Here is a 19,988-nt window from a genome sequence, read left to right as displayed (position 1 = left end):
ACGGTCAGCCTAGGGTTTCTGCCAGCGCGGGCGCACCGCGAGGTAGGCGGCGAGCCCGAGCGGGCCGAGCATGATCGTCAGCAGCAGGATCGGTGCCATCACCAGGGCCGGCACACCGCGCTCCCGGCTGTCCAGGTAGGACCAGCGGCCGACGAACAGGTCGAAAGCGATCATGTGGGCCCAGCCCGCCGCCGCGCCGTCCGCGGAACCCAGCAGCTCGCGGATACCGCTCAGGGTCGGCGAGGCGACCGCCGAGATCACCGTGCCGAAGTCGGAGAACACCAGCACCGCGTAGATCGCCACGATCGGCAGCACGATCAGCGGGGACGACACGATCCGGTGCGTCCAGGACCACCTGGGCAGCAGGATCATCAGCGCCCAGAACGGCACGGCCAGCAGGAAGGTCAGATCGAACAGCGTCTCGGTCATGACACCTTCTTACGGCCCGCGCGCATCACCAGCGCGGCCGACGCCGCCGTAGCGGCCATCAGGCCGAAAAACGCGGCCAGGGTGAGGGCATCCGGTTTCAGCAGCGGTTGCGCACGCAGCGCCTGCCAGGTCAAAAGCAGCACGAGTACGGCGTAAGCACTCCCGCCCACGACGATGAGACCAGCCCGGGCGCGCTCGGTGAGCCGCACACCCCAGCGACGCAGCGCGAATGCCAGAAGCGGCAGCGCCTGCAGCGCGTGCAGCCCGACGAAGTGACCGATCCGCAGGTCGCCGCCGGTCGTGCTCCAGCCGGTCAGCGGCATGCCCGGCCCACCGTCCGGCACGCCGACCGAGTGCGCGCCGACCATCGCCTCGGTGCCGCCCTGACTCGTCATCAGGAAGGCCAGGCCCATGCCGAGCAGCGCGATCAGCAGGCCCAGCCGGATCGCCCAGGACGCCGCCCGGTCCGGGATCCGCTGTCGCAGCGCCGCCACCGCGATCACCACGTGCGCGAAGAAGAGCACCATGATCGAGGTGCCCATCGCCGACCACAGCGTCGCGTTCAGCGGCGTACTGACGTTGTAGTGGCTGGTCGTACCCCGGACCACCTGGATCACGATGATCGCCAGCTCGATCACCGCGACGCTGAAGATCACGACGCCGGCCCACTCGGCGGGGCGGCTGCGGCGCGGCAGCACCGCCAGCATCCACGCGAGCGTCCAGCCGTAGACGGCGAACGAGACGGCGAACTTGAACGGCTTGAGCCAGATCGGGACGCCGGTCAGGATCCGGTCGTCGAACAGGATGCCACCGGCGGCGATCAGCGCCAGCACGGCGGCCGCCCCGGTCAGCAGGATCAGTGCCCGGTTCCAGCGTGCCGGGCTGCGCAGCGCGGGCAGACTGCCCGCGGCCGGAACATCGATGGTGGTCATGCCAGCAGCGTCTCGCCGCGCGGCACCCGGATCGCCCGACCGGGGGCCGTACTCGCGGCCACTCGTCGGAGGTCTTCTCCTCCCCTGGTAGGAGGACTGGTGGCCGGGCGCGATACTGACGCCGTGCCTCACACCCCCGGCCTGACCGATTTCCCCGCCGACGACGCCGGACGCCGCAGCAGCAGCGCGTTCGGGCGTGCCGTCGTCGCCGATGCCCTCCGTTCCGTGGACCCGGCCGCCGCGGCGGCCGCCGAGCGGGAGACCGACTGGCGGCGCGGCTACCTGCGCCACTTCAAGGCCCTGGTCGAGGCGGGTCTCGCCGCCGACGGCGCGGCCGGATACGAGATCGCCGAGGCCGGGCTGGCCTCGGTGCAGGCCCGGATGCGCTACACCCGCGACGACGGGGAGTTCACCCTGGCCCAGGCGCTGCTGGCGGCGCCGGAGCAGCCGTTCGAGACGGTCGAGGTGACCGGGACCGGGCCGGCCGAGCGGGAACTCGTCCTGCCGTTCCGGGGCGAGCAGCTGCGCGGGGACGCCCTGCACCGGCGGCTCGACGCCTGGATCGAGGCGGGATCCGTGGAGGAGTCGTGCGCGGAGGCCGTCCGCGAGGTGGCGGCCAACCCGGACTGGCTCGACCTCAGCGACCAGCACCTGGTGGCGCTCGGCGCGGGCGCGGAGATGGGACCGGTCGGCGCGGTGCTCGGCTGGGGCGGCACGGTGCTGGCCGTCGACCTGCCCCGGCCGGACCTGTGGGAGCGGGTCTCCGGGGTGGCCTCGGCCGGTGCCGGACGACTGCTCGCGCCGGTGGCCGGTGACGGCACGCCCGGCGCGGACCTGCTCCGTGACCTGGGTGCGGTGGCGCAGTGGCTGCAAGGCTTCGACCAGCGGCTGATCCTCGGCAACTACGGGTACGCCCCAGGGGCGGCCTATCCGCGCCTGGCTGCGGCAGTGGACGCTTTGGGCGTACATTTGCGGCTTTTGCGGCCTGACACGGCGCTTGCCGTGCTCGCCACCCCGACCGACGTCTATGCCGTTCCGGGCGACGCCGTCGCCCAGGCCCGGGACCGCTACCGTGACCGATCCCGCCTGGCCGGGATGACCGGCGCGCTCTCCGCGGGCCGGCTGCTGCGCCCGAACTACCCCTGCGACGAGGTGCCGGGCGTCAACGACAGCCTGGTGCCCCAGCAGGGCCCGAACTACGCGCTGGCCAAGCGCATCCACCGCTGGCGCCACCCTGGCCCGCCGCGACGGCGTGGTCAGCTTCGCGGTCGCACCGCCCACCCGCACCCGCTCGGTGCTCCAGAACCGCCTGCTGGCCGCCGCGTATGCCGGTGCCCACCTCTTCGACGTGGAGATCTTCGAACCGGCGACGGCGAGCAAGCTGATGGCCGCGCTGATGGTCCACCAGATCCGCAAACCACGCTCGGCCCACCCGGCCGCCTGGCAGGACGAGGCGGTGGCCGCGGCGCACGGAGGGCTGTGGCGGGTCGCCTACCACCCCCGGACCGCCCTCCCACTGGCCGCCGTCCGCGGCCTGATCCTCCGCTGATGCCCTCTCCCCAACCGGCACCCTCGCCCTCGCCGGCGCCCTCGCCCCGGCCGGTGACCGTCGCCGGGCTGGTGCTGGCGGCGGGCGCCGGGCGCCGTTACGGCATGCCCAAGGCCCTGGCCCGGCATCACGGCCGGCTGTTCGTGGAGCACGCGGCCGACGTCCTGCTGGAGGCCGGTTGCGACCCGGTCCTGGTCGTCCTCGGCGCCGCCGCCGACGACGTCGTCGCGGCCGCCCCGGATCTGCCGGGCGTCGTCGTCAACCCGGACTGGGCGACCGGCATGGCGTCCTCGCTGAAAGCCGGCCTGGCCGCCCTGAACGCCGACGCCGTGGTGATCCTGCTGGTGGACATGCCGGGCGTCACCGCCGAAGCGGTCCGGCGGATCGCCGCGCACGCCGCGCCCGGAGCCCTGGTGATGGGTGGTTACGGCGACCGGCGCGGCCACCCCGTCCTGCTCGGGCGCGAGCACTGGGCCGGAGTCGCGGCGAGCGCCACCGGCGACCGGGGTGCCCGCGATTACCTCCGCACGCACGACGTCACCGTCGTGCCGGTCGGTGACGTCGCCGACGACACCGACATCGACCACCCGAATTAATTCGCCCGGCCGGGCAACCTTTCCGGGGCCGCCGAACACTCATCCAGCGTTCCCCGTACGCGAAGGAAGGCTGGGCGTGTTCAAGAACCTCAAGAAGCGGTGGCGGGCCGGCGTCGTGACGGTCGCCGCACTCGGACTGGGCCTCGGCGCGGTCGTCTACACCCAGGGAGCCTCGGCGGCGTCGTTCCCCACCGCCACCGGCACGGTGAAGCTGACCGCCAGCAAGTCGGTCTCGGGCACGCTCGACGGTGGGCTCAAGCGCTACTACGGCAGCGGCGCCCTGGGCGGCGACTCCCAGGACGAGGGCCAGGACCCGCTGTTCGTCCTGGCCGACGGCGCCACCCTCAAGAACGTGATCATCGGCTCGCCGGCCGCTGACGGCGTGCACTGCCTCGGCTCCTGCACGATCTCCAACGTGTGGTGGGAGAACGTGGGCGAGGACGCGGCCACGTTCAAGGGCGGTTCGAGCGCCAAGTACACCGTCTCGGGCGGCGGCGCGAAGTCGGCCTCCGACAAGGTGTTCCAGCACAACGGCGGCGGCACGCTGACGATCAGCGGCTTCCAGGTCGAGGACTTCGGCAAGCTGTACCGCTCGTGCGGCAACTGCAAGACCCAGTACAAGCGGACGGTCGTGGTGAAGAACGTGACCGTCACCGCGCCGGGCAAGAGCATCGTCGGGATCAACACGAACTACGGCGACACCGCCACCCTCTCCGGCATCACGATCATCGGGGACAGCAAGAAGAAGATCGCGATCTGCGACCGGTTCACCGGCAACAACACCGGCAAGGAGCCGACCAAGACGGGCACCGGGCCGGACGGGACGTTCTGCAAGTTCACGACGGCGAACCTGACCTACAAGTAAGCGGCCAGACCACGCAGTGACGTGATGCGGTGCGGCTCGTCGTGCGGGCCGGTTCCGGAACGGTCCAGGTGGACCGCTCGGAGGCCGGCGGCACGCGCCGCCAGCACGTCGAATTCGTGCCTGTCGCCCACGCTGAGCACCTCGGCGGGTGTTATCCCCCAGCGTTGACAGGCCCGTTGAAAGGCGGCCGGGTTCGGCTTGGCCACACCTAACTCCTCGGGTGTCCAGACCAGGCCGAGCCCGGCCATGCCCATTCCGGCCAGTTTCGCCCGTTGCTGCCTGTTGTCGCCGTTGGTGAGGACGGCTACTCTCAGGCCCGCCTTCGCCACTGTTTCGAGGGCGTCTTTCGCGTCTTCGAAGGCTCGATACTCGGATTGATAGGCGACCCGGAAACCGTCGAAGACCTCATCCAGTTCGGACATTTCACGATTTATGCCGAAGTAAGGCAGGAAGTCGGCGAGGCGCCGGCGGCGCTGCTCCGCGAACGAGATCTCCCGGCGGCGCCACGCGGCCAGATGCCGCTCGGCGATCTCGTCCCAGAGCGCGTGGACACCCTCGTCGAACGGCACACCCAGACCCGGCAGCCAGGACCGCAGCGCGGCGGCCACCGAACTGTCGTGATCCCCCAGCGTCCCGTCCAGGTCGAAGAGCACCCCGCGCAAGATCATGCGGCCACACTACGAGCCCGGAGCCGGCGCAACATCCGCGCGTCACCGAACCCGACGGCCCGCGCCGCCGCCTCCACGGTGGAGCCGTGCCCGATCAGGTGGTCGGCTCGCTCCACACGCAGCAACTGCTGGTACTGCAGCGGCGTGCGTCCCGTGGCCGCCGTGAACAGCCTGGTCAGCGTCCGCTCGCTGACGCCCGCCTCGGTGGCCAGCGCGGCCAGGCGCAGCGGTTCGGCGTACGACCCGTCGATCCGGTCCTGCACCCGGTGCACCACGTCACTGAGGTGGCCACGGTGCCGCAGCATCGCGCTCTCCTGGCGCGAGTCCCCGTTGCGCCGGGCATAGACCACCATCTCGCGGGCCACCCGCGCCGCCACCGCCGGGCCGTGCCGCAGCGACACCAGGTGCAGCGCGAGGTCGATGCCGCTGGCGATCCCGGCCGACGTCACCACCCGATCGTCGGCGACATAGAGCACGTCGCGCACCACGGCCGCGCGCGGATAGCGCCGGGCCAGCCGATCCTGCAGGTCGTGGTGGGTCGTGCAGCGCCGCCCGTCGAGCAGCCCGGCCCGGCCCAGCGCGTCCGCGCCCGCACACACGCTCGCCACGGTCCCGCCGGCCGCGTGGTGCGCGGCGATCCGGGCGATCGTGGCCGGTTCGAAGAAGCCGTACCCGTCCCGCCACCCGGGCACCACCAGCAGGTCGTCGACGGCCAGGACGGGCCAGGACGGCGACGCCTGCAGCGCGATCCCCTGCCAGGTCGGCACCGGCGAGGACTCGGCCACGTAGTCCAGGTGGTAGCCCGGCGCGGTGGAGAACACCTGCGCCGGGCCCGCGAGGTCGAGCAGGTGCACCTGCGGGGTCAGCACGAACACCACCCGGCTCACGATCCGGTCACACCCCAACGAGCTCCGCGACGGTCCGGATCGTGGCGAATCGGCCGGCCAGCGCATATTCGGTGCGGGCCACCACGTCCTCGGCGGCCAGCGTACGCGGATCCGCCAGCAGCTCCTCCACGCTCTGATCCTCGGGTGCGTCCCGGTGCGGGATCGGGAACGTCGCGGTGGCGTCGACGACGTACGTCACCTCGTAACCCAGGTCGGACGCGACCCGGGCGGTCGTCTCCACGCACTGCTCGGTGCGCAGCCCGCAGACCGTCAGCGACCGCACCCCGGCAACCGTCAGCCGGTGCTGCAGGTCGGTCGTCGTGAACGCGTTGTGCACGGTCTTCGTCAGCACCGGCTCACCCGGCGCCACCTCCAGCTCGTCCACCACCCGGACGAATCCGAGCGCCGGATCGAAGACGCCTCCGGTGCCCGGCTCGGCGTGGAGCACCCAGATCACCGGGTCGCCGGCGGAGCGCGCGGCCTCCACCAGCCGCCGCACGTTCTCCACCACCGCGGGGTTGCTGACCGTCCGCCAGAGCGGCCGGGCACGGAACGATTCCTGGACGTCGATCACGACGAGGGCGTTGGTCATACTCCGATCCTCGGGGCCGGCGGCTCGCGCGGACAGGCACCATCACGCCCGCAACCGGACCGATCCGGTCACGCCGTAGGGAAATGCCTGGACGGGAGAATCGCCGGCCTGTACCTTGCGTCAGACGTGACACCGCCCGAGGAGGTGAGACCCCATGAACGCTGCATCGATGTGGGTGCTCCCTCTCCCGTCACGGCCGGGCGATTGACGTAGGTGTCGCCGGGAGCGCCCCGCCCTCCCGAAAGGCAACACCCATGTTTGACGTGATCATTGTCGGCTGCGGTCCGGCCGGTGCCATGCTCGCCGCCGAGTTGCGGCTGCACGACGTACGGGTCCTCGTCCTGGAGAAGGAGACCGAACCCGCGTCGTCCGTACGCATCGTCGGCCTGCACATCCGCACCATCGAGCTGATGGCGATGCGCGGCTTGCTGGACCGCGTCCTCGAACGCGGGCGGAAGCGCCCGGCCGGCGCCTACTTCGCCGCCATCGACAAGCCGGCGCCCGCGGACCTGGACTCGGCCCACGCGTACCTGTTGGGCATCCCACAGCCGGTCATCGTCGGCCTGCTCGAGGACCACGCGATCGAGCTAGGTGCTCATGTCCGCCACGGCTGTACGGTGACCGGCCTCGACCAGGACGACGACGGTGTCACCGTCGAACTGGCCGACGGCGAACGGCTGCGCTCGCGCTTTCTCGTCGGCTGCGACGGCTCGCGCAGCACGGTGCGCAAGCTGCTTGGCGTCGGCTTTCCCGGCGAGCCGGCGCGGAACGAGACGCTGATGGGCGAGATGGCGCTCGACACGCCGCCCGAGGAGATCGCCGCCAGGGCGGCCGAGATCGGCCGGACCGACCGGCGGTTCATGCTCCGGCCGGCGGGCGGCGGGTTCTACGGCGTCGTGGTGCCGGCGGCGGGGGTCAGCGATCGCGCGGAACCGCCCACCATCGAGGACTTCCGGCAACAGTTGCGCGCTGTCGCCGGAACGGACTTCGGTGCGCACTCCCCGCGCTGGCTGTCCCGCTTCGGCGACGCCACCCGGCTGGCCGACCGCTATCGCGTGGGCCGCGTGCTGCTGGCCGGCGACGCGGCGCACATCCATCCGCCGATCGGCGGGCAGGGCCTCAACCTGGGCGTCCAGGACGCGTTCAACCTCGGCTGGAAGCTGGCCGCGCGGATCCGCGGCTGGGCGCCTGCGACGCTGCTCGACACCTATGAGGCCGAGCGCCGCCCGGTCGCGGAAGAGGTGCTGGACAACGCCCGCGCCCAGACGGAGCTGCTGTCCACCGGGCCGGGCCCGCGCGCCGTACGCAGGCTCCTGACCGAGCTGATGGACTTCGACGACGTGAACCGCCTTCTGCTCGAGAAGATCACGGCGATCGGCATCCGGTACGACTTCGGCGACGGACCCGCCCTGCTGGGCCGCCGCCTGCGCGACATCGAGGTGAAGCAGGGCCGCCTCTACGACCTGATGCGTCGTGGCCGAGGTCTGCTGCTGGACCGCACCGAACGCCTGACCCCGGGCGCCTGGTCGGACCGCGTCGACCACATCGCCGATCCGTCCGCCGCGCTGGACGCCCCGGCCGTCCTGCTACGCCCCGACGGCCACGTCGCCTGGCTCGGCGACAACCAGCCCGACCTGAATGATCAGCTCGCCCACTGGTTCGGCACCCCCCGCGTGTGAAGTTCGGGTGCGCACGACACCCGAACTCCACACACAACGAACTGCAAGCCGCGTGTGGAGTTCGGGTGCGTACGACGGCCGAACTCCACACACAACGAACTGCAAGCGACGTGTGGAGTTCGGGTGCGTACGACGGCCGAACTCCACACACAACGAACTGCAAGCCGCGTGTGGAGTTCGGGTGCGTACGACGGCCAAACTCCACACACAACGAACTGCAAGCGACACGCGTGTGGAGTTCGGGTGCGTATGAGGGCCGAACTCCACACGGAATGGGGTTAGTGGCGGGCGGCTGAGCGGCGTCGGGCGTGCTCGAGGAGGCGGCGCACGTCCGACGCCGTCATCGGGCCGGGGTTCACTACGCTCGCCCAGCCCTGCACGGCGTAGGCCGGGTGCGGGAACAGCCGGTCCTGAGCCGTGAAGTCGATCTCGCTCTGGTGCTCGGCGAACGCCTCCGGCCCGTACCCGAAAAGCTTCGTGAACTCCGCCCGCCCGAGCTCGATGTTGAGCCGGTACACCCACTTCCGGTTGAGGTCCGACCGCGAGTCGAAGTCCGGCACGTCAGAGTTGACGATCGTTGCGAACGGGTGCTTGCGGTCCTCACCGGCGAAGAAGAACCGGTCGCCCCAGGTGAACGACGGCATTCCGGAGTCCGGCTCGATCCGCGTCTCGGTGACCCCGGGCAGCTCCGAGACGCGGGCCGCCGTCTCCGCCACCGGGTCGTCGCCCACGCCGACGTGCACGATCGCGTCGCACCGCTCGATCGTCCCGGTGTCCAGCGGAAAGTACCGAGGCTCGTCGGTGACCCGCTCGGCACCACCGGCCCGTGACGGCTCGAACCAGCCGGTCCCGTCTCCCAGCGACCCCTCGAACGACTCCGGCGACGGGCTCTCCAGTCCCAGCGCCGGGCCCGCGCCGAGGCTGCCGGCGACGAAGACGTATCCGTCCCCGAGCACCGACGCCACGATCGACCCGGCGCTGCACCAGCGCAGATCCATGCCGGCGAGCTCCCAGTGACTCTGGTGGCGCTGCAGGTGCCGGTTGTGCGCGAACAGCAACGTCGGGCCGCGGTCGCGCTCCCGCTCGCGGATGTCCAGCACGTTCTGTGCCATCAGGGCGTCGCGCGTCGCTAGCATCCGGAAGATCCGCTCGTCCTGCGGCGCCGGGGTGCCGGCCACCGCGTGGTAGCGCAGCAGTCCGAGAGCCGCCATGGCGTGCGCCTTGGCACGGTGCCAGGCGCCCGCCGACGTCCGGTCGATCAGGAGCGGCGCTTCCGCGTACATCTGAATGAAGAGATCGTCGGCAAGCGCGCGCAGCGCCGCAGCCTCGGGTGACCGCCCGGGAGATCGCGCCGCATCCATGATGGCCTGCGTGTCGCTCCAGGTGGCATCCTCGCCGACCAGCCGGTCCAGATCGGGCGCCGCCGTGCCCAGATAATCGCGCACATAGCGCAAACAGGGACCCGGACTGGCCGCGCTCATCATCTCCACCGGCGCGTCGAAGCCGTGGAAACTCACCTGCTCGGCCGGCGGCAGCTTCTCGTTGTGCGCGCGCATCCACTCGACCAGCTCGCGGTTGCCGCTCAGGTAGCCCATCTCGTGGGTGATCCCGGACGGCAGGTCGAGGGAATCGCTCCGGCCACGCACGTAGTCGTCCACGGCCAACCCGGCGATCCGGTCCGACTCGATCGCGATGGACCGGAAGCCGTGCGCCACGAGAAACTTGAACATCTCGTTGCGCAGGCGCGGGAACGCGGGCTCCAGGTGCGTGGGCTCGCCCAGGGCCAGCAGTCGCGGCGCCCGGGTCTCGATGAGGGATCGCAGCTTGGATTCAAAAGCCATGACCTTCACCGTATCGTTGAAACTCCTGTTGAAGGTTGCTTCGCACTTTGCCCTGGGAGCCGGTTCTGAAGTCTCAAAACGGGGTGCATCGGCCGGTGGACCTGGCGCGGCGGCACGGGCTGTCCGCGCAGGCTGTTCGCAACTATGAGCGCGACGGGCTGATCCCGCCGGCGACGCGCACCGCGAGCGGCTACCGCGTCTACACCGACATCCATGTGGTCGCGCTGAGCGCGCTTGTCACGCTTTTTCGGGGGTACGGGTACCGCACTGCGCGCGAGATCATGAGAGCTGCCGCGCGGGGCGACGTGGAAGCGGTCCTGTCCACGCTGGACGCCGCACATGCCCAGCTCCAGCGCGACCGGGAGACCCTGGCGAGCGTGGCGGCCGCGGCCACACACCTCGCCGAGACGCCGGCGCCTCCCGACCGTCCGCTTCCCGTGGGCGCGCTCGCGCACCGGCTCTCCGTCACCCCGGCCACGCTGCGAAAATGGGAGAAAGCGGGAATCCTGGCGCCGTCGCGCGAGCGCGTGACCCGGTATCGGCTCTACTCGCCGGAGGACGTCCGCGACGCCGAGCTCGCCCACCTGCTGCGGCGGGGCGGCTACCGGCTGGACCACATCGCGACGGTGGTGGCGCAGGTCCGCGCGGCGGGCGGGCCGGCCGCGCTCGCGGACTCGCTGGCCGGCTGGCGGGAGCGGCTGACAGCTCGCGGCCGGGCCATGCTCACCGGCTCCGCGCGCCTGGACGACTACGTGTCGTACCTGGAGACAAGTGCCGCCCCGCCCGTGGGGGTTACGGGCGGGGCGGCGGGATGATGACGGTCAGCGCGGGTAGTCGCGGTAGCTACCGCTGTAGTAGTCCCCGACTTCCTCGCGATAGGCCGCGGTCTCGAAGGTCTCCTTGTCGTACTCCGGAGAGCTCTTGATCTGCTCCTTCGTCCGATCCACGTAGACCTTCTTCTCCGCGTGGTCGACGGTCTGCACCGTGCCGGCGGGCAGGAGAACCTTCCGCCCGAAGATCCACGGTCCGGTGTCGACCACGAGGTGCGCGCCACCGACGTCGTAACTGGCCTGGTCGATCGAGCCGATGTGCCCATCGGTCGCCTCGACCTTGAATCCGACCAGATCCACGCCGGACCTCGTGCCTTCCTCGACGCTCTCGACGTCCGCCGGGTCATATGTGGAACCCAGCGTCGACGGGTCACGCCACGACCACGGAGTGAACGGCGTAGGTTGCATCACGGCCTCCTTCTCCATTGACGGATTTGCCGCTGTACAACCCGTACCCGCCCGCTCCGCCCCCTAACCTCCAACGTGTGTCGAGCAAATGTGTGTGTGGAATTGGGGTGCGGAGCGGGGTGCAAGTCAACACACGGGTGCGGCACCCCAACGCTGCGTGTGGAGTTGGGGTGCGCAGCGGGGTGCAAGTCAACACACGGGTGGGGCACGCTCAGCGGTGGATGTCGCCGCCGCTGAGGGCGGCCAGGTCGGTGCGGGTGGGTAGGCCCTCGCAGTCGCCCGGGACGGTGACGGCGAAGGCGCCGGCGGCGATCGCTGTCCGCAGGCGGCCCTCGGGCCCGGCGCCCGCCAGGCGGTCGGCCAGGTAGCCGGCCACGAAAGCGTCGCCGGCGCCGACAGGGTCGAGGGAGGTGACCGGGAGGGCGGGCACGGCGTGGAGGGTGCCGTCGATCTGGGCCACGCAGCCGCGGGCGCCGTCCTTGACGATGACCTCGGTGGGGCCGAGTGCGGCCAGGCCGCGTACCGGATCGGGATCGTCGATGAAGATCTCGGCCTCCTCGGGGCCGGCGAAGACGATGTCGGCGCGGGTGACCAGGTCGCGGAGCACCGGGGCGGCGTCGAAGCGGGACCAGAGCTTGCTGCGGTAGTTGACGTCGACGGAGACCGTGACACCGGCCGCCCGGGCTGCCTCGACCGTGTGGAACACCGCGGCGCGGGCGGTGTCGCTGAGCGCCGGGGTGATGCCGGTGACGTGGACGATTCCGGCCGCCTCGATCTCCGACACCGGCACGTCGGACGGGTTGAGCCGCGAGCCGGCACTGCCCGCCCGGTGGTAGTCGGCGTGGATGAACTGGCCCGAACGCTGGTAGCGGATCATCAGGCCGGTGAACGCGTCGTCGGCGAGCGCGATGGCGCGCACGCCGAAATAGCGCAACCGGGCCGCGATGAGCGCGCCCACCGCGTCCTGGCCGATCCGGCCCACCCACGTCGCGTCGCCTCCCAGGCGCGCCACCCCGATCGCGACGTTGCTCTCCGCGCCGGCGATGCCGAGAGTGAAGCCCCGGGCGCTCTCCAGCGTGCCGATGCCGTCGGCCACGAAGATTCCCATCGCCTCGCCGAGGGTGAGGACGCCGCTCATGATCTGGCGAAGGCGACCGCGTCGGCCGCGTGCCGGGCCCGGGTGGCCAGAGCGGTGAGGCTGCCGCCGGTGGCCGCGTCGCCGATCAGCGGGCCGCCGACGCCGACCGCGACCGCACCCGCGTTGATCCACTTGGCGATGTCGTCCAGGCCGATGCCACCGGTCGGCATGATCTTGACGTCCGGCAGCGGGCCGTGCAGGTCCTTCAGGTACCCCGGGCCGAGGCCGCCGGCCGGGAAGAGCTTGACCAGCGGCGCACCTGCCCGATGCGCCGCGTAGACCTCGCTCGGCGTGTACGCGCCCGGATAGCACGGCACGTCCTGACCGGTGAGGGTGCCACCCACCGGCGAGACCAGGAAGACCGCACCCGCGTCGACGGCGGCCTTCGCGTCGTCCGGGGTGAGCACCGTGCCCGCTCCGACCATCACGGTGTCCGGAAGCTGGCGACGCAGGCCGGCGATCGCCTCCATCGCGCCCCTCGAGGTCAGCGTGACCTCGAGAGCCGTGATCCCGGCCGCGACCAGGACATCGGCCACCGCGGCGAAACCGTCGGCGGAGGGTGCTCGGAGGATGGCGACGAGCCCGCTGCCGACGATGGCAGCGGAGACAGGATCGAGGGATACGTGTTGATCAGTCACCGCTCGATCCTGCCCGATGCAAACTGTTTGCAGTAAGTCCCAATCTCAGCCGCCCAGGAGGCGGCCGATCGTGTCGAACACGTCGGCGTAGAACGTGCCGCCGATGCTGCGGAACAGCTCGAAGTCCTTGCCCGGGCTGCCGAAGAACGGCCGGAGCGTCCAGGCGAGCTGGGTGCCGACGAAGCCGAACAGCAGGATCCAGATGTAGAGCAGCGTCATGCTGGTCGAGCCGTCGCCCTGGTGAGGCTGCGGCGGGCGGGCGCCGATCTGGGAGAGCGGCTTGACCGGGGCCGGGGCGGTGAGGACGGCGCCGTTCTCCTTGGCCGGCGCCGTGGTGCTGGTGCTGGTGCTCTCCGACGTGAGCGCCGCCGGGGTGGCCGGGACGACGACAGAGGCCTGGTGGGCGTTGAGCGCGCGCATGCCGGCGGTCAGGAAGCGCAGCCCGACGACCGCGGTGAGGATCAGGATCCCCACGTTGAGCAGCTTGAAGAACGCGTAGCTCTGCGCGGTGATCAGGAAGAACAGGCTGATCGGCGCGAACGCCAGCGTCAGGACCGAGGTCACCGTGATGCAGACCATGATCAGGGTGAGCGCCTGGAGGACCGAGAGCTTGGCCCCGAACACGAGATTGAACAGATAGAGCGTAGGCAGGCAGATGGCGAGCGTCGCCAGGAAGAGCAGCGGCAGCTTCACGAACGACGAGGCCGCCTGAAGGGCGCTGTTCGAGAACCCGAGGACCGCGCCGTACAGCGCGAGGCTGAGCGCGGAGCTGACCAGCATCTGGCCGGTGAGCTGCTTGAGGTCACGTTCCTCAATGATCTGGCGCCAGACGCTCTCGCGGTCGCGGAGCAGGCGTTCGATCACGAGAAGGCTGTTGGCCATCGTGTCTCCCGAGATGGTGAGGGGTGGGTCGGCAGGGGCTACTGTGACCCGCGTGAACGAGTCACTCAGGGCCTCCGACGCAGAACGGTACCGTGTCGTCGCCATCCTGGAGAAGCATGCGGCTGCGGGCCGGTTGACGCTTGATGAGTACGCCGAACGCGTCGACCGCGTGCTGGCGTGCGTGACACACGGCGATCTGGCCGCCGTCACCGCGGATCTCCCGACCTCGGAGGACCCGCGGGACGACTCACGTCACCTGCTGTGGGCGTTCCTCGCCGCGGGGATCGTGTTGGCCCTGTTCACCGTCGTTCTGACTCTTGCCCGCTGATCTTCTTGACCGGGGGTTTGCGCAGCAGGCCGCGGACCACACCGTTCGGCGACTGCACGGGCTCCGGCGGGGTGTCCCGGATGCCCAGTTCCTCCCGGACGGCCGCCTCGAACTGCTGCATGACCAGCGGCACCTGCGTGATCAGCTCACGGAAGTGGGTCTGCGGCTGTACACCGACCACGGCGGCCGGGTTCATCTCACTGTGCAATCTTTCAAGCTGAAGGTGTACGGCGAGAGCGGCGCTGCGGACCGGCCCCGAGGCGAGCAGCCGCACGGGCATCAGCGCGGGGCCGATCTGATCCACGTAAGCCAGCGCGCTCGGCGGCTTCTCCCCCGCCTCGAACGCCGCCCGCAGCCGGTACGTGGCCCGTTCGAACCCGGCCAGCAGCTGGACGTAGGCCTCTCTGCGCTCCTCGTACCACCGGCGGTTGCGGCGCTGCCGGTTCAGCAGGCTGTTGTCACGGGCCTGGACGAGAACCGCGACCGCGGCCCCTGCGAGGGCGAAGACGACGGCCACGAGGGGCAGTCCCCACCACGGGATCTGAGACACCCGCTAACCGTATCGACCCGGTACCCGGACGACTGTCAACCACGCCCCCGTGCCAGTAACGCTTCGATGGCGACAGCCGCCTCCTCGGCAATCTGCGCAGGTCCGAGCAGTGCGCCACGCCGCCGCGCCGCCGTCACCCGCTCCGCGCCGAGCCGCTCGGCCGCCGCCGCCCGGGCCCGGTCCAGCCTTGCCGCCTCCGCCGGGTAGACCTCCGCCGCCGGCAACGCCGCGTCGATCAGGACGGCGGTCTCGTCGGCGCCCACCCGCACCAGCAGCACGATCAGGTTTCGCAGCGCCGCCGCGTGCAACGTGTCGTTCCCGGCCCGCCGCCACAGCCGCAGCACCTCCCGGAACGCGGCTAGCGCCGGCCCCGGATCCCCGTGCCGGCTCCGCACAGCGACCGCCGCCGTCCCGGCCGCCGCCTGGAACAGCCGGTCGTCCACCGACGCGGCCAGCTCCACCGCCTCGTCGAACAGCCCGAGTGCCCGCTCCGGCTCGGTGTCGCCCAGCGCCTCCCCCAACCCGTACCGCGCCTCGGCCCGCGCACTCGGGTTCCCGGTGGCGTCCGCCAGCGTGACCGCGCTGCCGGCCAGCGCCACCGCCTCATCGGTCTCGCCCGACCACACCCGCACGAGCGCCTCACCGACCAGCCCGGAGACCCGCGCGGCCGGCTCGCCCTCCATCGCCCGGTAGTGCGCGATCGCCGCCTCCGCGTCACAGGCCACCAGAGCGACGTCCCCGAGCACCTCGTGAGCGGGCGCCCCGGGCGGCTCGGCCAGTCCCGCCAGCCTCCGCGCCTCCCCGAGGTCGCCCCGCCCCCACGCGTGCGTGGCGGCCGCCGCCAGCGCGTCCGGGTGCCGCGGCCCGTCGACGGCGGCCAGTCCCCAGGCGAGCACCTCGTATTGCTGACAGCGATAGCCATAGCGATACATCGAAGCGGCCAGCCTCACCCGGACCTCGGCGTCGCCCCGCTGAAACGCCAGCCGCAGGTCGGGCAGCAGCGCGTCGATCTCCCGCACGGCAGCGGCCTGCTCCGGCCCACGCATCCGCGCGTCCAGCTCCTCGGCCATGCCCGCCATCGCCACCGCATGCCGAGCCTCGGTGGCCGCCCGGTCACCGTCCCCCGGCAAACCCGCACCAGCCGCCACCCGTCCCCCGCCGGCCCCGCCCGCAGTCGCCGCCACGCCCGCAGTCGCCGTCGCGCCCGCCCGGGCCGCCGCGCCTGCTTTTGTCGCCGCCGCTCCGTCTGCCCGTGCGACGCCGGGGCCGGCGTCGCCGCTGGCGCGTGCTGCCGCCAGCTCGACCAGGTCGGCGGTCCGCTCGTCGGGGGCGGCCGGCTCCGTCGCGTAGGCGCGCACCGTCTCCAGCAACCGGAACCGGCCCGCACCGTGCCGGGCGACGAGTGACCGGTCCACCAGGCCCGCCAGCAGGCCGGCGACCCGCGCGCGGGGCAGCATCTCGTCCGCCGCCACCGTCTCGGCGGCCGCCACCGAGAAGCCGCCCGCGAAGACCGCCAGCCGCCGCAGCAGGCGCTCGGAGGCCGGGTCCAGCAGGCCGAAGGACCAGCCGACCACCGCGCGCAGTGTCCGATGGCGGGGGTCGCCGCCGCGGCGGCCGCGGCTCAGGAGATCCAGGCGGTCGTCGAGGCGGGCGTGGAGTTCGGTGACGCCGAGGGCTGCCGCCTGCGTGGCGGCCAGCTCGATCGCGAGTGGCAACAGGTCGAGGCGTTCCACCACCTCGCCGACCGCGGGCGACATCGGCACCCGGGCGCGTTCGCAGAAGAGCTGCCGGGCCGTCTCGGGTGCCAGCCCGCCGAGCCGTAGCACCTGCTCGCCGTCCACCCGCAGGCTCTCCTGGCTGGTCACCACGACCCGAACGCCGCGCAGCGCCTCCGCCAGCTCGGCCGCCGCGCCCAGCACGTGCTCGCAGTTGTCCAGCACCACCACCGGGAACCGCTCGGCCGCACCCGCGATCGCCGCGACCGGGTCCTCATGGGGCGCCACCCGCGCGCCGACCGCGACCGCCACCGCCGCCAGGAAGTCCGCCTCCCGCACGTCGGCCGCGTCCACCCAGGCCACCCGGGACGCCGCCCGCACGGTCTCCGCCACGAGCCGCGTCTTGCCCACGCCACCGGGCCCCACCACGCTGACCAGGCCCGGCTGAGCGAGCAGCGCGGCCAGTTGCCGCTGCTCACCCTCCCTGCCCAGAAAGGACGAAAACCTCAAGGGTACGCCAATTGGCGGCGGACCCCCGAGCCCGCCCTGGACGAACGCTCCCTGACCGCCCCCACCGTCGCTCGATGACCGGGCCGCACCGTGGCCCGCCGGCAGCGCCTCGCCGGCGTCGCGATGCGTTGCCGGCTCGACGGTGGCTGGAGGCCTTCCTCTGAGGAGGGCCAGCTGCGCCTGGCGAACATGCTCCGACGGGTCCAGGCCGAGCTGGTCGACCACGGCGTCCGCGTGGCGGCGGAGCGTTTCCAGAGCTTCGCCGCGATGGCCGGTGGCGGCCAGGGCGGCGGCGAGCGTGAGGGTGCCCTCCTCCCAGCGGGGGTCGAGGGCGACCGTCGCGTGCAGCTCGGTCACGGCGTCGGCGGGCGGCAGGGTGGCGGCGTGGCGGAGCAGGGCGGTGTGGTGCAGGGCGTGCAGGCGGGCGGCGGCGCCGCGGAACGGCTCGCCGGGGAACTCGGGCAGGGGGTGGCCGCGCCACAGGGCCAGGGCTGCGGACGGGTTGGCGTGGTCGCGGATCAGGTCCTCGAAGTGGAGGGCGTCGACGCGGGTGCGCGGCAGGTCGAGGCGGTAGCCGGCGGGCTCCAGGGTGATCAGGCCGGGCACGGCGAGGCGGGCGCGCAACCTGGCCACATGCGACTGCAGGCTGTTGCGCGCCGACGGCGGCGGGTCCTCCGGCCAGAGGGCGTCGATCAGCTCGGTCACCCCGGCCGGCCGGCCCGCTCGGAGGGCGAGCAGGGCCAGGACGGCGCGTTGCGCACCGCCGGCGAGGGTGACCGGACCGTCGTCGCCCTCCACCACGAAGGGCCCCAGAATCCGAACCAGCACGCAACGACCGTAAAACCCCGCCCCAGGGGCAGTGCAAGGCCAATCGGACTACCGACAGATCTACGACTCAGCGCAGCCGATAGAAGCGCCAGAACTCGTTCTCGATGTCGAGCACGGACGGGCTGCCGAACCCGGCGTCGCGGGCCCACCCGAGCAGCGTCGGCGCGCGCAGGATCGTCCCGTTGGCGATCACCGGGTTCTCGGCTCGGGTGGCGGGCAGGCAGTGCAGGACGCTGAACGCGTACTGGAGGCGCTCGACCTCACCGGCGGGCGCGGTGAACGTGTCCGCCACCCGCTCGTCGGCGATGAAGACGCTGCCGCCGGGCGCCAGGACGCCCCGGGCCGCCCGCAGCACGCCCACCGGATCCCCCATGTCATGCAACGCCTCAAATATCGTGACCAGGTCGTATGATCCGGACAGGGCGCCGGCCGCGTCGCCCACCGCGAAACTGACCCGATCCGCGACTCCCGCCGCGGCCGCCACCGAGCGGGCGGCCGCGATCGAGTCCGGGTCCAGGTCCACCCCACGGACGGTGATCGACGGATAGGCCACGGCCAGGGCCACCGACGAGTACCCCATCCCGCACCCGAGATCGAGCACCGCGGCACCCGAACCCGACCGCAGCAGCGCATCCACCTCCGGCACCGCCGGCAGCCACTCCGTCGTGAGCAGATGGTCGAACATCGGCCGGTTGAACCCGGCGATGCCGTGCCGCACGTCGGCGTACTCCGAGTACGGCACTCCCTCACCCGTCCGGAACGCCTCGATCACCCGCGGCGTCAGCAGCGCGACACCGACGGCGAACTCCGCCGCGGCGCCGGCGTAGTCAGGGCCGCCCTCGTCCAGCAGAACCGACGCCACATCCGGCGTGAGCTCGAAGGATGGCGTCAGGAACCCGGCCGCGGCCTGCTGTTCCAGCCACTCCCGTGCGTAGCGTTCGTCGATGCCGGCCGCCTTGGCCAGTTCGGCCGGGGTGAGCGGCCCGTCCCGGAGTGCGGCGTAGAGGCCGAGCTTGCGGCCGAGTTCGACGGTGCAGAGTTCGACGGCGCCGATCAGAGCGCCCAGCATGCGTTCCGCGAGATCAGTCATGGGTCCACCCTGCGACGGACCGCGTGCAGCGCGCGTGCAGAACGCTTGACCTCAAGTTGAGTTCAGCTTGCAGGGTGGTCGGATGAGAGCCGCAGTCTTCGACCGGTACGGTCCGCCCGACGTCCTGCGCATCGCCGAACTGCCCGACCCCGAGCCGGGTCCGGACGAGGTCCTGGTCCGGGTGTACGCCGCCGGCGTCCAGCCCTTCGACATCGCCGTACGCAACGGCACCATGCCCTGGGTGCAGGCGAAGTTCCCCCAGCAGATCGGCCAGGAATACTCCGGAGTCGTCGAACGCATAGGATCAAATGTCGTAAATATCCGACAAGGCGACGAGGTCCTCGGCTCCACCATGCTCAACGGAGTGGCCGAACTCGTAACCGTCAAAGCCGAAAATGTCGTAATAAAGCCAAAAAACAGAGACTACAACACCGCAGCAGGACTGGTAGCAGCGTCCCAAACAGCCTCCGGCGCCCTCACCGAACTCAACCTGACCGCGGACGACGTCATCCTGATCCACGCCGCAGCCGGCAGCGTAGGAACCATAGCCACCCAGCTAGCCACCCAAACTGGAGCAAAAGTAATCGGAACCGCAAGCCAAGACAACCACGACTACCTGCGCCAACTGAACGCCGTGCCCGTCCCGTACGGTAAGAATTTGATCGAAGCGATCCGAAGCACCTCCCTGACCCCCACCGTCGCCCTCGACGCCGCAGGCGGAGAGTCCATCGCCCAGTCGGTGGCCCTGGGCATCCCCCCGAACCGCATCGGCACCATCGTCGACGACAAGGCCGCAGCCGAGCACGGCGCCCTCGTGGTCCGCGCCGGCCGCTCCCCCCAGCGCCTCGCCGAGGTGATCGCCAAGGACATCGTCATGCCGATCCGCACCTACGCCTTCGACGACGACGGCATCGTCGAGGCGCATCGGAAGGTGGAATCCCGCCACGGCCGCGGCAAGGTCGTGATCACGGTGGCGACCCGGTAGCGGCCGGTTGCGGTACCGGATCACCTGCTCAGTGGCCCGGCTACCACA

General features: G+C 71.4%; 19 protein-coding genes. 6 read left to right on the top strand and 13 right to left on the bottom strand.

What is annotated here, in order from left to right:
* Positions 1-9 precede the first annotated feature (9 nt).
* Both AB0M02_RS31685 and AB0M02_RS31680 read right to left on the bottom strand, forming a co-directional pair.
* Positions 10-429: an ABA4-like family protein gene (locus AB0M02_RS31685; protein ID WP_364233497.1), complete on the bottom strand. Its 420-nt coding sequence runs from the start codon at positions 427-429 to the stop codon at positions 10-12.
* Positions 426-1,361 carry a hypothetical protein gene (locus AB0M02_RS31680; protein WP_364233495.1) on the bottom strand — a complete coding sequence of 312 codons (936 nt, stop codon included), beginning with the start codon at positions 1,359-1,361 and terminating at the stop codon, positions 426-428. Before AB0M02_RS31680 ends, AB0M02_RS31685 begins: the two co-directional genes overlap by 4 nt.
* 1,548 nt (positions 1,362-2,909) lie before the next feature.
* Between AB0M02_RS31680 and AB0M02_RS31675 the strand changes: the two genes are divergently transcribed.
* On the top strand, positions 2,910-3,506 hold the full coding sequence (locus tag AB0M02_RS31675; protein ID WP_364233689.1) for a nucleotidyltransferase family protein: 597 nt from the start codon (positions 2,910-2,912) through the stop codon (positions 3,504-3,506).
* Between the two features lie 76 nt (positions 3,507-3,582).
* Positions 3,583-4,371 carry a pectate lyase gene (locus tag AB0M02_RS31670; protein WP_364233493.1) on the top strand — a complete coding sequence of 263 codons (789 nt, stop codon included), beginning with the start codon at positions 3,583-3,585 and terminating at the stop codon, positions 4,369-4,371.
* Here AB0M02_RS31670 and AB0M02_RS31665 read toward each other — a convergent pair.
* Genes AB0M02_RS31665 through AB0M02_RS31655 form a run of 3 tightly spaced genes read right to left on the bottom strand, consistent with a single transcriptional unit; the run spans position 4,362 to position 6,518 of the window.
* Positions 4,362-5,039, bottom strand: a complete 678-nt coding sequence (locus AB0M02_RS31665; protein ID WP_364233491.1) for an HAD family hydrolase — start codon at positions 5,037-5,039, stop codon at positions 4,362-4,364. The two genes, AB0M02_RS31670 and AB0M02_RS31665, sit on opposite strands and share 10 nt — an antisense overlap.
* Positions 5,036-5,926 (bottom strand): DJ-1/PfpI family protein, encoded by an 891-nt coding sequence (locus AB0M02_RS31660; RefSeq protein WP_364233489.1) that lies wholly within the window; start codon positions 5,924-5,926, stop codon positions 5,036-5,038. The genes AB0M02_RS31665 and AB0M02_RS31660 overlap by 4 nt, the downstream gene beginning before the upstream one ends.
* Positions 5,927-5,933: 7 nt before the next feature.
* Positions 5,934-6,518 carry an isochorismatase family protein gene (locus AB0M02_RS31655; RefSeq protein ID WP_364233487.1) on the bottom strand — a complete coding sequence of 195 codons (585 nt, stop codon included), beginning with the start codon at positions 6,516-6,518 and terminating at the stop codon, positions 5,934-5,936.
* A 254-nt stretch (positions 6,519-6,772) separates the two neighbouring features.
* On the opposite strand from AB0M02_RS31655, the gene rox reads away from it, so the two are divergent.
* Positions 6,773-8,197 (top strand): rifampin monooxygenase, encoded by a 1,425-nt coding sequence (gene rox / locus AB0M02_RS31650; RefSeq protein WP_364233485.1) that lies wholly within the window; start codon positions 6,773-6,775, stop codon positions 8,195-8,197.
* Between the two features lie 278 nt (positions 8,198-8,475).
* On the opposite strand, the gene AB0M02_RS31645 is transcribed toward rox, so the two are convergent.
* Complete coding sequence (locus tag AB0M02_RS31645; RefSeq protein ID WP_364233483.1) at positions 8,476-10,038, bottom strand: DUF6194 family protein; 1,563 nt, start codon at positions 10,036-10,038, stop codon at positions 8,476-8,478.
* A gap of 83 nt (positions 10,039-10,121) precedes the next feature.
* Between AB0M02_RS31645 and AB0M02_RS31640 the strand changes: the two genes are divergently transcribed.
* Positions 10,122-10,853, top strand: a complete 732-nt coding sequence (locus AB0M02_RS31640; protein WP_364233481.1) for a TioE family transcriptional regulator — start codon at positions 10,122-10,124, stop codon at positions 10,851-10,853.
* 6 nt (positions 10,854-10,859) lie between these two features.
* On the opposite strand, the gene AB0M02_RS31635 is transcribed toward AB0M02_RS31640, so the two are convergent.
* From AB0M02_RS31635 to AB0M02_RS31620, 4 genes are all read right to left on the bottom strand, one after another.
* Positions 10,860-11,276 (bottom strand): PRC-barrel domain-containing protein, encoded by a 417-nt coding sequence (locus AB0M02_RS31635; protein WP_364233480.1) that lies wholly within the window; start codon positions 11,274-11,276, stop codon positions 10,860-10,862.
* A 211-nt stretch (positions 11,277-11,487) separates the two neighbouring features.
* A complete protein-coding gene (locus AB0M02_RS31630) occupies positions 11,488-12,414 on the bottom strand; it encodes a sugar kinase (RefSeq protein ID WP_364233478.1) in 927 nt (308 codons plus the stop codon).
* Complete coding sequence (locus AB0M02_RS31625) at positions 12,411-13,052, bottom strand: bifunctional 4-hydroxy-2-oxoglutarate aldolase/2-dehydro-3-deoxy-phosphogluconate aldolase (protein ID WP_364233477.1); 642 nt, start codon at positions 13,050-13,052, stop codon at positions 12,411-12,413. Before AB0M02_RS31625 ends, AB0M02_RS31630 begins: the two co-directional genes overlap by 4 nt.
* A gap of 45 nt (positions 13,053-13,097) precedes the next feature.
* On the bottom strand, positions 13,098-13,934 hold the full coding sequence (locus AB0M02_RS31620) for a hypothetical protein (RefSeq protein WP_364233474.1): 837 nt from the start codon (positions 13,932-13,934) through the stop codon (positions 13,098-13,100).
* Between the two features lie 52 nt (positions 13,935-13,986).
* Here AB0M02_RS31620 and AB0M02_RS31615 point away from each other — a divergent pair, with 52 nt between their 5' ends.
* The gene (locus tag AB0M02_RS31615; protein WP_364233472.1) at positions 13,987-14,262 is read left to right on the top strand and encodes a DUF1707 domain-containing protein; all 276 of its coding nucleotides are present in this window, start codon (positions 13,987-13,989) and stop codon (positions 14,260-14,262) included.
* Here the strand turns inward: AB0M02_RS31615 and AB0M02_RS31610 are convergent.
* From AB0M02_RS31610 to AB0M02_RS31600, 3 genes are all read right to left on the bottom strand, one after another.
* Positions 14,234-14,812, bottom strand: a complete 579-nt coding sequence (locus AB0M02_RS31610; protein ID WP_364233471.1) for a hypothetical protein — start codon at positions 14,810-14,812, stop codon at positions 14,234-14,236. The genes AB0M02_RS31615 and AB0M02_RS31610 overlap by 29 nt on opposite strands.
* A 35-nt stretch (positions 14,813-14,847) precedes the next feature.
* The gene (locus tag AB0M02_RS31605) at positions 14,848-17,865 is read right to left on the bottom strand and encodes a BTAD domain-containing putative transcriptional regulator (RefSeq protein WP_364233469.1); all 3,018 of its coding nucleotides are present in this window, start codon (positions 17,863-17,865) and stop codon (positions 14,848-14,850) included.
* Between the two features lie 67 nt (positions 17,866-17,932).
* A complete protein-coding gene (locus AB0M02_RS31600; RefSeq protein ID WP_364233467.1) occupies positions 17,933-18,955 on the bottom strand; it encodes a class I SAM-dependent methyltransferase in 1,023 nt (340 codons plus the stop codon).
* A gap of 82 nt (positions 18,956-19,037) precedes the next feature.
* On the opposite strand from AB0M02_RS31600, the gene AB0M02_RS31595 reads away from it, so the two are divergent.
* Positions 19,038-19,940, top strand: coding sequence for an NADP-dependent oxidoreductase (locus tag AB0M02_RS31595; RefSeq protein ID WP_364233464.1), 903 nt, complete (start codon positions 19,038-19,040; stop codon positions 19,938-19,940).
* Positions 19,941-19,988: the final 48 nt, after the last annotated feature.

The sequence above is a fragment of the Actinoplanes sp. NPDC051861 genome (assembly GCF_040681145.1).
In the GTDB taxonomy this organism is placed as follows: Bacteria; Actinomycetota; Actinomycetes; order Mycobacteriales; family Micromonosporaceae; genus Actinoplanes.
This window is presented reverse-complemented; position numbering and strand designations above follow the sequence as displayed.

Coding starts and splice junctions, on each gene's coding strand:
- AB0M02_RS31685 (WP_364233497.1), bottom strand. CDS start 429: ATGACCGAGACGCTGTTCGATCTGACCTTCCTGCTGGCCGTGCCGTTC.
- AB0M02_RS31595 (WP_364233464.1), top strand. CDS start 19,038: ATGAGAGCCGCAGTCTTCGACCGGTACGGTCCGCCCGACGTCCTGCGC.
- AB0M02_RS31665 (WP_364233491.1), bottom strand. CDS start 5,039: ATGATCTTGCGCGGGGTGCTCTTCGACCTGGACGGGACGCTGGGGGAT.
- AB0M02_RS31630 (WP_364233478.1), bottom strand. CDS start 12,414: ATGAGCGGCGTCCTCACCCTCGGCGAGGCGATGGGAATCTTCGTGGCC.
- AB0M02_RS31620 (WP_364233474.1), bottom strand. CDS start 13,934: ATGGCCAACAGCCTTCTCGTGATCGAACGCCTGCTCCGCGACCGCGAG.
- AB0M02_RS31675 (WP_364233689.1), top strand. CDS start 2,910: ATGCCCTCTCCCCAACCGGCACCCTCGCCCTCGCCGGCGCCCTCGCCC.
- AB0M02_RS31600 (WP_364233467.1), bottom strand. CDS start 18,955: ATGACTGATCTCGCGGAACGCATGCTGGGCGCTCTGATCGGCGCCGTC.
- rox (WP_364233485.1), top strand. CDS start 6,773: ATGTTTGACGTGATCATTGTCGGCTGCGGTCCGGCCGGTGCCATGCTC.
- AB0M02_RS31635 (WP_364233480.1), bottom strand. CDS start 11,276: ATGCAACCTACGCCGTTCACTCCGTGGTCGTGGCGTGACCCGTCGACG.
- AB0M02_RS31645 (WP_364233483.1), bottom strand. CDS start 10,038: ATGGCTTTTGAATCCAAGCTGCGATCCCTCATCGAGACCCGGGCGCCG.
- AB0M02_RS31680 (WP_364233495.1), bottom strand. CDS start 1,361: ATGACCACCATCGATGTTCCGGCCGCGGGCAGTCTGCCCGCGCTGCGC.
- AB0M02_RS31655 (WP_364233487.1), bottom strand. CDS start 6,518: ATGACCAACGCCCTCGTCGTGATCGACGTCCAGGAATCGTTCCGTGCC.